The organism is Aquiflexum sp. (assembly GCF_041751335.1).
Lineage (GTDB): Bacteria > Bacteroidota > Bacteroidia > Cytophagales > Cyclobacteriaceae > Aquiflexum.
The window spans coordinates 1-10541 of sequence record NZ_JBGSXS010000402.1 but is presented as its reverse complement, the minus strand read 5'-3'; the positions used below and the strand labels follow the sequence as shown (position 1 = coordinate 10541).

General features: G+C 37.1%; 9 protein-coding genes. 3 read left to right on the top strand and 6 right to left on the bottom strand.

What is annotated here, in order from left to right; all coding sequences use genetic code 11:
• Positions 1-951: lipase family protein (locus tag ACEW8U_RS21560; protein ID WP_373524121.1), on the bottom strand; the 951-nt coding region annotated here is incomplete at its 3' end.
• 102 nt (positions 952-1053) lie between these two features.
• Complete coding sequence (locus ACEW8U_RS21555; protein WP_373524120.1) at positions 1054-2055, bottom strand: helix-turn-helix domain-containing protein; 1002 nt, start codon at positions 2053-2055, stop codon at positions 1054-1056.
• A gap of 646 nt (positions 2056-2701) precedes the next feature.
• On the opposite strand from ACEW8U_RS21555, the gene ACEW8U_RS21550 reads away from it, so the two are divergent.
• A complete protein-coding gene (locus ACEW8U_RS21550; RefSeq protein ID WP_373524119.1) occupies positions 2702-3346 on the top strand; it encodes a sterol desaturase family protein in 645 nt (214 codons plus the stop codon).
• A 247-nt stretch (positions 3347-3593) separates the two neighbouring features.
• Here the strand turns inward: ACEW8U_RS21550 and ACEW8U_RS21545 are convergent, their stop codons facing one another.
• A complete protein-coding gene (locus ACEW8U_RS21545; protein ID WP_373524118.1) occupies positions 3594-4142 on the bottom strand; it encodes a ferritin in 549 nt (182 codons plus the stop codon).
• Positions 4143-4379: 237 nt separating this feature from the next.
• Here ACEW8U_RS21545 and ACEW8U_RS21540 point away from each other — a divergent pair, with 237 nt between their 5' ends.
• Positions 4380-5720: a Gfo/Idh/MocA family protein gene (locus ACEW8U_RS21540; protein WP_373524117.1), complete on the top strand. Its 1341-nt coding sequence runs from the start codon at positions 4380-4382 to the stop codon at positions 5718-5720.
• 245 nt (positions 5721-5965) lie between these two features.
• Here the strand turns inward: ACEW8U_RS21540 and ACEW8U_RS21535 are convergent, their stop codons facing one another.
• Entirely contained in the window at positions 5966-6526 is a 561-nt protein-coding gene (locus ACEW8U_RS21535) for a GNAT family N-acetyltransferase (RefSeq protein ID WP_373524116.1), read from the bottom strand.
• A gap of 13 nt (positions 6527-6539) precedes the next feature.
• Positions 6540-7664: a histidinol-phosphate transaminase gene (locus ACEW8U_RS21530; protein ID WP_373524115.1), complete on the bottom strand. Its 1125-nt coding sequence runs from the start codon at positions 7662-7664 to the stop codon at positions 6540-6542.
• Between the two features lie 223 nt (positions 7665-7887).
• Between ACEW8U_RS21530 and ACEW8U_RS21525 the strand changes: the two genes are divergently transcribed.
• Entirely contained in the window at positions 7888-8679 is a 792-nt protein-coding gene (locus ACEW8U_RS21525; RefSeq protein WP_373524114.1) for a hypothetical protein, read from the top strand.
• Between the two features lie 474 nt (positions 8680-9153).
• On the opposite strand, the gene mgrA is transcribed toward ACEW8U_RS21525, so the two are convergent.
• Positions 9154-10170, bottom strand: coding sequence for an L-glyceraldehyde 3-phosphate reductase (gene mgrA, locus ACEW8U_RS21520; RefSeq protein ID WP_373524113.1), 1017 nt, complete (start codon positions 10168-10170; stop codon positions 9154-9156).
• Positions 10171-10541 lie beyond the last annotated feature (371 nt).

The following is a 10541-nucleotide window of genomic DNA, read 5'->3' as shown; positions in this document are numbered from 1 at the left end:
GTTGCTGGACACAAACTCAGGTTTTTGAAATTCCGGTAAACTTTTTTTAATAAATATACTGGCCTTATCTCCCAAGTATTTTTGAAAATTTCTCTGGGCTTTTCTGGTGGGTTTATCCAATTGGTTAAAAACCCTCCTCATGACAATCCTATCTGGGAATTTCTGTTTTTTGATGGCTTTTTTGGCATTTTTGAAGGGATTCACATCATTGAAATCATCAATGGTCTGTATTGAAAACGGTACCTGAGGAACCCAGTCTGAGGCATTGACTACATTATAGGCCCATCCTTCCTGGGTCAATGATTCAAAATCATAGGCATAATATAAATTTCCGGGTTTTGGAGCGGCACTGCAATATGTCTTCCACCTGATATCGGCCGGGATTTTTTGTTGTTTTTGAAGGTAATTCAGGTGACTCGTCAAGAGGTATGCTATTCCGCCACCCTGACTGTGTCCTATGATCAAAAAATCCCGGTAACCCTTATGGTATAAGGAGTCAATTTTAGGCAGTATATCTCTGGAAAGAAAAGCTGTGCCAACAAGCCAACCAATATGGACAGCTGCTTTAGGGTCCTCCGCCAATTTATATTCAAACTGGAAATCATTACTGAGATGAAGCTTGCCCTGTGCAGGAACCATTCCTGCATAGAAGTTCTCTAACCAGGATACGGGATCAACAGTGGTGCCTCTGATACTGATGACGGCTGATTTTTGATGTTCATTTGTCCAAAGATCCCATTTGTTTTTAAGTCCCATTTCGGGAGATTGGTATATCATTGTGTGGCTTTCGGGAGCGGGTAACTTATTATAGTAACTACTGTCTCCTGTTGTCCTTATTGAGATTTTCATCATCTCCAGGTACTCTGATATATCAAAAGAAGGAGTGAGATTTTGTGCAGATATTCCACTGAATGGAATCAAAAAAATAATAATACTCAGTATAGTTCTCATTTTAATCTTGATTAAAAAGGTTTAAGCTAGTTTAGTTTTAATATTGCCGATCGATTGGAAAAATATGAAAAAAATCACAATTAATTAAATATGAGTGATGTATTACCTGATATTTTCAATTTTTTCCTGAATTTTTTTTCTGAGTTTATTAAAAAACCTACTTCTTTCCTTTTCCCCGGTTGAGCTGATCATGGTGGATTTTTTTATCAGGTTGTCGAGATTGAAAAACATGGCATCATTGAATTTGGGATCCATGGAACCTATAAAATAAAGCACGCTGTGATTGAGGTAAGTAATGCGGACATTATCTAACTCCGTGAAAAATGTATTATCCCCTATTATAAACTCATTTATAAATAGATTATAAGAGGCACTTTCAGGAGTTGGGGATTTTCCCAAGTGATATTTCAACCCGATCTCTGCTTGGTTTTCCAGGTGGTTGACTGTTTCGAGCAATTGATTGTACAAAGTGATGGTCAAATCCTTAGAGGGAATCCATCCCATTTCATGATAAATATCAATTTGTCTGATTGTAGCATTGATACCTTCTTCGTTCCAGATTTCTGTGGTGGGAAGTTGGTTGTATAGGTGAATGATTTTGTTGCAGATGTCTTTTACCTTGTAATAGAAGAGGTTGTCGGTGGTGAATTTTTCGTTTTTTAGTGAATCATAAAACAGAATGGATTTCATAAAGAAAAAGAACTTAAACGAAGCCAGTTCAGGAAAATAGAGTTGATAAAATGGGGGCATATCTTTGACATGATAATAGATATGCTTGTTTTTTTGGGAATGTAGCATTTGAAACTGCTTGAGCACATCCTCCAACCAAAACTCAAAACTGTCTTTAGTGAAGGAATTGAGCTTACCATGGAAAACAATGGCATTGGTCTGAAGATTGAAAACCTGATCCAAAGAGATGTTGAAATGCTGACTGATTTTTTTGATTTCTTCTAGGTCTATATATTTTTCTCCCCTGATACGGCGGTATGCAGAATCATTGCTGATATCAAGAAGATCTGAAATTTCATCTACAAGCGATTTGTATGGAGGTAGAATTTTTTTTAAATGATGGAAAAACTGAACTTGAATTTCTGATGGTGGCATTTTCAAAAAGGGTTAGAAATAAGGGATGGTAAAATTTCTTAGAAAAACACGATAATGCTTGAATTTAAATTTTTTCACTTTAAGGTAATAGCCAAATAATCCATGGGTATTTGTATAGATTACTATGTAAAAGATAAGGTTTTTTACAAAATTCTTCAAAAAATTTTACCCAAAATATTTTTTACTTGAGCGGATAATATTTTTACAATAAAAATTAAGATTTTATTTAATTAAATCAACCATTCTTGGCTATTACTCATTCGGAAATAGCGGCTCTAATATTATGATTTTTTTATTTGAACTTAGACCAAAGATTCAAAACTGAATACTTTGGAATAAAAAGGAAAAAATTTAGAGGGAATTATTCCTTGAAGTCAAAATAGATTTTTGAAGATTTTACTAAAGATTGTTAAATCTTTCAAGATTTTTTATGGAAATCAATAATTAACCAATCCTAGCATCTTCTATAAGATAATTCCTACCAAATCAATTTTTTACATACCCATTTTCAATTCGGATATCCATCGCAGGTAGGATAATTTGGTCCTATAATTTTCAACAAGGAGGTATTTCTCTTCATCACTTAGAGGATAAGTCATTCTCCCAACAGAAAATCTAATTATTACTCATCATAACATCCACAGAAATGAAAACGATGACTGAGTTCACAAAAAAGTCCAAGGAGATTAGAGAAGTCTGCAGGTGTATTGGAACATTCCTTTTCATTGCCATCAGTCTCCTAATGATTGCGGAGTTTACAGGTACCGCAGAATTAAGGTTTATGGTCCTGTTGGTATTGGGTTGGTTGACATGGACTTTTATCGAATATTCCCTTCACCGGTTCTGGATGCATAATTTTTTCAGATCAAAAGGAAATAAAATATATGATTTACATATGGACCACCATAAGAACCCTACTGATATCAAAATAAGTGGTTTTCACAGAAGCTTGACTTTTGGGGGAGTGATCTTATTGATGCCACTATCAATTTATTTGGATAATTATTTCACGGTATTTACAGGATTTTATATTGGGTTCATGTTGTACAGCATGCTGCATGTGATTTTGCACAAACCTTGGAGCAGATATATAATGCCCAATCTACAAAAATCCCATATCCATCACCATGGCAAATATCCTAATAGGGGATTTTCCTTCAGTATAATATTATGGGACTGGATGTTTGGAACCCTACCGCCCAAGGAAGCAAAAATTACGGAAAAAATGTTGGAATTCTATTTTAAGGAAGAGGAACATGACCATTTGCATGGCAAAAAATTTCTGATGTGAGATTCAATAGTGTGTTTATGAAAAAATGGTTAACTGCATTCCTGTCAGGTAAGTGGTTTTCTTAAAATGTCGGAAGACCGAAGACGGAAGACCGAAGTAGCGCACTCTTTTGCCTCAATCCATGTGTTTAATTATGATAGATATATTGCTGGTAAAATCATGTATATACAAATTATGAAAAAATGCGGGATTGGGATCCCGCTTTTATTTTGAGTATCAATAAATTATATAAAGTAAACTCTCCAAATTAGGCTCCTTCTCCCCCTGCTGTAGAATTATGCAATTTGCCCAATTCCTGATCAATAGTCCAAAGTCCGACGCCTTCTTCACCAATGATATCAAACAGCTCCAATGCCCTTCTCGCCAGAGTTTCCTCTTCACGCTGTTCGGTCACATACCATTGCATAAAGCTAAATGTCGCAAAATCCTTGGCAACAAAAGCATGATCCACTATGGAGTTAATGGATTTGGTTACTTGGATTTCATGCTCCAAGATCAACTCAAAAATCTCCCTTAGTGAATTGAAATTATGTCTGATTCCATTGATTTCTGGTTGAATAGCGTGCCCACCAGCTTCATTGATGTAAGTGAAAAGTTTCATCATATGCATTCTTTCTTCATCGGAATGTACATATAGATACTTAGCTGCATTGGCATAACCCATCATGTGGCACCAAGATGCCATAGAAAGATAGTAGGCAGAGGATTTACCCTCCATTTCAATCTGTTGGTTCAATAATTTTTCGGTATCATGTAGCAAAGAACGCTGAAGCGTCACGATTTCTCTGTTTTTCATAGTGTTTCGATTTTATACAAAATTAACCAAATCCTATTCATATGGTTCCCTTCATTCGCTTTTTCCTGAAATTTAGAAATGGTTTAAGTTTAAACTAAGGGAATTCTTTTATTCCATCGGTTTAAAAAGTCTGAATGATATATTTTATATTTAAAAAAATTTGGTTTAAAGCAATTTAAAAGTTTGCTGATCAAAGTTTTAATGTCTCAATAAAACCTTTAATAATAACCCCAAAAAATGAATTCAAGAAGAAAATTTATCCAAAGTAGTTTATTGGCATCAGCCGGATTATCTATTCCGACATTTGTGTCTGCAGAATCCTTGTTTGATTTATCCAAAAAAATCGCCCCATCTGACCAATTGAATTTTGCTCTGATCGGGGCCAAAGGAATGGGATGGTCCAATATGAATGCGCATTTGAAGATGGCAAATGTAAATTGTATAGGTATAGCTGATATTGATTCAAATGTTCTGGACCAAAGGGCAGAAGATGTTAATAAACAAAGGGGCAAAAAGCCAAAAATTTATAAAGACTACAGAAAACTCCTTGAAGACAAGGATATTGATGCGGTGATTGTAGGCACACCAGACCACTGGCATTGTCTCAATATGATAGATAGTTTATCTGCAGGAAAACATGTATATATAGAAAAGCCAATTGCCAATACCATTGAAGAATGTAATCTAATGGTGAAAGCAAAGCAACGGTACGGCAAAATGGTACAGTGCGGACAGTGGCAACGGAGCGGCAGCCAATATGCACAAGCTATTGATTATGTCAAGTCCGGTAAATTAGGCCAGATCCGTTTGGTCAAAACCTGGGCTTATCAGGGTTGGATGAAACCGGTTCCAGTGGTTCCAAACGGACCCGTACCACAAGGTGTAGATTATGACATGTGGTTGGGACCTGCTCCAAAAAGACCTTTTAACGAAAACCGATTTCATTTTAACTTCCGTTGGTTTTGGGATTATGCAGGTGGTCTGATGACAGATTGGGGCGTTCATGAGATTGATATTGCATTATATGCCATGGGTGTGACCGCACCCAAATCAGTAATGGCTTCGGGAGGTAAATTCGCCTATCCCGATGATGCCTCAGAGACACCAGATACCTTACAGACAGTGTACGAATATGATGGATTCAATATGTTGTGGGAGCATGCTACTGGTATAGATGGAGGCAACTACGGTACCACAGAAGGCATTGCATTTATTGGAAACAATGCCACATTGGTAGTCAATAGGGGAGGTTGGAGAGTGATTCCTGAGACCGAAACCAAAGATGGTAAAAGGGTCAATAAATTGGAGGAAGTTCAATTGATCAAACCCGAAGGAAATCCATTGGAACTGCATGCCCAAGGATTTGTAAATGCCATCACAAGCAATGACGAAAAGAAATTGACCTGTGGTATCGAAACCGGTAGTATTGCCGCCATCAATGCACAAATGGGCAACATTGCTTACAAAACAGGCAAAAAGGTCTATTGGGATGCGACAAAGGGTCAGTTTACGGATAAGAAAGCCAATGCACTGATAAAGGCCAACTACCAAAATGGTTGGAAATTACCAACGGTTTAAATAAAGAGTTGTTTATTAAAATAGCCTGCTTGAATTTCTCAAGCAGGCTTTTTATTTTTTGATCAAATGCTGATGAATTAAAATAATAATAATAATGAACAATCCTATCAGGAATAAGTCAAATGAAGAGAAAAATTGGTTAATAGCTGTAAGTCAGTTACATCGGTCATCCGCCATAGGACATCTGACAGATTGGACAAGTATTGTTCTTTAATGTAAAGAATAACTAGTACTACTTCAGGGCATTACCAATCATTTTCTCTTTTAACATAATTCCATTCAGACCTCAGGATACTATAATAAATAGTGTCTCTTCTTCGGCCCTTGGTCATCAGGGTATGACTTCTCAAAACCCCTTCTTCAATCGCACCTATATTTTTCAATGACTTTCTTGCCTGTAAGTTTAGCACGTCGGTTTTAAATTCCACACGTTCCAATTCCAATGCTTCAAAACAATAGGACAACATTAATTTTTTTACCTCATTGTTTATTCCTGTGCCTTGAAACTCTTTTCCCAACCACGTCCAACCGATTTCAAGACGACTGTCCCTCTCAGATATGTTTCCAAAAGCAGTAGCACCCACTGTTTGATTTGACTTTTTATCAATAATAACAAACTGAAGTCTTTCCATATCAAAAGCTGGTTTTGCCCATCCTTGTATTCCATCCAAATTGGACAGGTCATGGGTGTAAAATCTCCACATGTCAGGTTCTGAAGTCAGTGATAAAAATTCGGGAAGGTCATTTTCCTGGATTGGCCTCAACAATACTATTTCGTTTTCGAGCCTTAATTCAAAATCAATCATTACCTAAAAACAATTAACCTAAAATTTCGATCAGTGCTTTGTTGAAAAGCTGAACTTCCTCAATCGTACCAGTACTTACCCTACACCAATCATTAAGAGGAGGAAACGGACGACCAACAATTATTCCTTTCCCGAGCATTTTCTTTGCCAATCCGCTTGCATCTTGATTAGCATGGAAAAAAACAAAATTGGCTTGGGAGGGAAGATAGGGGAGTTTCAATTGATCAAGGGTCGATTCTATTAAATTTCGGGCTTCTTTGTTTTTATTTAAACTGAAATGATAAAATTCTGCATCTGCAAGTGCAGTTTTTCCAGCTTCAATCGCCATAATATTGGTATTGGCTACCACTCTTTCAGATAATTTTGCCGCGATATCCGGTCTTGCCACCAAATAACCCAATCTTATTCCTGCTAATCCATATACCTTTGAAAGTGTCTTTGAAACGATCACATTCTTTCCTTCCTTTACCAATTGGGTCATTGAGGGATAATTTGGATCCTCTATATAATCACAATAAGCCTCATCGCTGAAAACCATTGTTTTTTTACTGACTGCATTACAGAAGTCCAGTACTTCATTTGCAGGAAGCAGTTTGCCTGTCGGGTTATTGGGGTTACATAAAAAGACAAGTTTGGTTTTTGAGGATACCCGTTTTTCAATTTCCTTAAGATCATAATTCAGGTCTTTGTCCAAAGGAACCCAGTTAATACTGGCACCCCAGGTCTCGGCATAAGTCATCAAGGACAAAAAGGTGGGTAAGCCGGAAATAATCTCATCTCCGGGCCCGGCATAGGTAATTCCGGTAATTTTCAATCCTTCTGTTGAACCGGCAACTAGGACAATGTGATCTGTGGGAACACCTTCTTTGTCAGCAATCATTTTTTGAAGACTGCCATTGAAAGACCAAGGATACCTACAACCAAGGTCAAATGCTTCTTCCATTGCCTTCCTGACTTTAAGGGAAGGACCATAGGGGTTTTCATTTGAACCCAACCTGACAAGAGAATCAAGAGGCCTGGGATTGAATTTTTTAACTTCTTCGGTTGAAAGGGCGGAGATCGCAACTGACCCGCTTAATAATGCCGTACCACTCACGAATGAGGCACTTTTCAACCATTGTCTTCTAGATAATTTCATAATATTCAATTTCAATGCAAAATGTAGGAAGATATGGGTTTTATTCCAAATAGTTCATTTCAATAAGGATTTAAAAGAGTAAAAATAAACTTAAAAAGAGAGCATTTTACCAATACTATAATTAACATAAAAAAAAGACTGATGAAATTATATAATTCAAAATATAATTCTTAAATTTTAAGGATTAGTTATCAAAAGATGCTAAACTTAAAATAATCAGACAATGAAAAAAATATGTATTCTATTGATCCTGGGTATTTTCGCCTTCAATTTGGCCCAAGCCCAACAGACGCGCTATTTGGTCTTTGAATTCTTCAAAGTGGAATCCACTCAAACTTATGATTTTATTGAGTTTAAGGACTTTATGGATAAGGTATACCGTGCGGCAGTAAATGACAAAAAAATCCAGGGGTGGGATTTTTGGTCATTACAATCAGGTGCTGATCCAAGTGAATTCCAATATATCACCATTACCTATTTCAAAGATCCTGTAAGCATGATGAATGGGCTTACTGAGGAAGATATGGTAAGATATGCCATGATTGCTAACCCTCACCTGACAGAGATGCAGGTCAAGCAAAAATTTGATGATGCCATTCAAAGCAGGGATTTGGCACAAAGAGCTTATATGCAGGAAATTGCTTCAACAAAAGACAATTTCCAATTAAGGCCCGGTATATTAGCTTCTTTTGATCTGATGAAAGCTGTAGAAGGGCAATTTAATGAATATGAAAAAGCTGAAAAGGAAGTGTTTTTACCGATTCATCAGAACAGGATAGAAAAAGGGTTGATGGGAAGTTGGAGTTTGTTGAGAACAGCTTTGCCCATGGGCAGCGAAGCAAAATCAACCCATTTGACCATGAACATATACAAAGATTATATTCAGTTTTTCAATGCGCAGGAGTATGAGGATATGGAATCCACAGCTGAACAACGGGCGGCACAGGAAAAAGGACTGAAATCCCGGGATCAAAAATTCATCTATCTGGCTACTTTGGAGAATGCGATAAGATAATTTATAAATATATTGAATTAAGATAATTTACAGATATGATTTATTAAGCTGATATTTATTGATAGTTATAGATATTGGGATATTGTCTCCTGATTCAAGCGTATTTGAACCTGATTTTTTACCTCTTGTAAAAGAATTAAATTCAGATATTTAAATCAAAAGCCCCAATTAAGTCTGTTCAGACGTTATTGGGGCTTTTGTTTTTATGTTATTTTATTTTCAATTTAAAATTCTAAATTCATTTTAAAATAAGTTATCAGCTTCTCAATACCTTTTTGGTTCTCGGCTCTCGCTTATAGTATCCCGGTTCCCCGATACTCGGAGCAGGCTTTGATTCTTATCTTGCCGAAAGCCTTCTGGACAGGCATTTCTCCTAGAATGTCATGGGGAAAAGATCTGCTCCTCTATGCTGTAAGTGGATAACCCCGCAAAGACAAAAAGCTCCTCTCTGCTCTCGCTTCTCGGCCCTAAGCTCTAAACCAATATCTTCTCAATTTCTTTTAGCTCTGATTCAGTGAATTTTAGATTTTTTACCGCCTTTACATTATCTGCTAATTGTTCAGGTTTGCTGACACCTACCAAAACCGTGGTTATCCTTTCATCCTTCAGCAACCAAGCAATGGCCATTTGGGCCAAACTCTGGTCACGGTTCAATGCAATTTTATTTAGCTTACTTACTTTGGAAATTACTTCATCAGAAATCTGACTTTCTTTGAGGTACCTGCCGTCTTTAGCTATTCGACTGTCCTCAGGAATTCCTTTTAGATATTTGTCAGTCAACACTCCCTGTTCCAAAGGAGAAAAAGCGATTGAACCGACACCCTTTTCTCCTAGAACATCCAAAAGTCCTTTCTCCACCCAACGGTCAAACATGCTATAGCGTGGTTGATGGATAAATAGGGGAGTGCCCAGGTCTTTTAATATCTGATGGGCTTTCGCAGTATCCTCAGCGCTGTATTGAGATATGCCTACATAAAGGGCTTTACCTTGCCTGACGATATGTTCAAGCGCGGCCAAAGTTTCTTCCAAAGGCGTTTCAGGGTCTGGTCGGTGGTGGTAGAAAATATCCACATAGTCCAAGCCCATTCTTTTCAGGCTTTGATCAAGAGAAGCGATAAGATATTTTCTTGAACCTAAATTTCCGTACGGCCCAGGCCACATATCCCAACCGGCTTTGGTGGAGATAATCAATTCATCACGGTAAGGCTTAAAATCCTTTTCCATGATCCTACCAAAAGTTTCCTCGGCCGAACCATAGGGAGGCCCATAATTATTGGCCAGGTCAAAATGTGTAATTCCGAAGTCAAAAGCCTGACGCAAAATAGTTCGGGCATTTTTGAAATCGGCATTATGACCGAAATTATGCCAAAGCCCCAAGGAAATCAAAGGAAGTTGGATACCGCTTTTGCCACACCTCCTGAAAGGCATCTGTTCATATCGGGCATCATTGGCTACATAATTGGGAAGAGGTTGGTCGTCATTGATTTTCATCTAGAATTTGGTTAATTGGTTTTTTGGTAAGAAAGTTTTAATGTTTAAAGTTATTCAATATACCCTTATTTACCAGAAATGACTGGAATCAAAGGATCTTAAATAATGTGATATTTATCTATGAGTGCTATCATTCTATGTGGTAAAATATTTACTCCTTTGTAGGATAGATTTCATTCTGATTTCTGATTTGGTTCAGAATCGGGTGCCTATAACGTAAAAGGAGCATTCGTCACCCTGTATTCTAAGATTAAAGCAAGTGAAATAGTGCAATTTTTCATTTCTTATGCGGCATACTTGTAAATATCCACGTAAGGAGTATCTCTAGTTATGACTGCAAATACCCTTGCCAACAGCTTGTTTCTGATGAT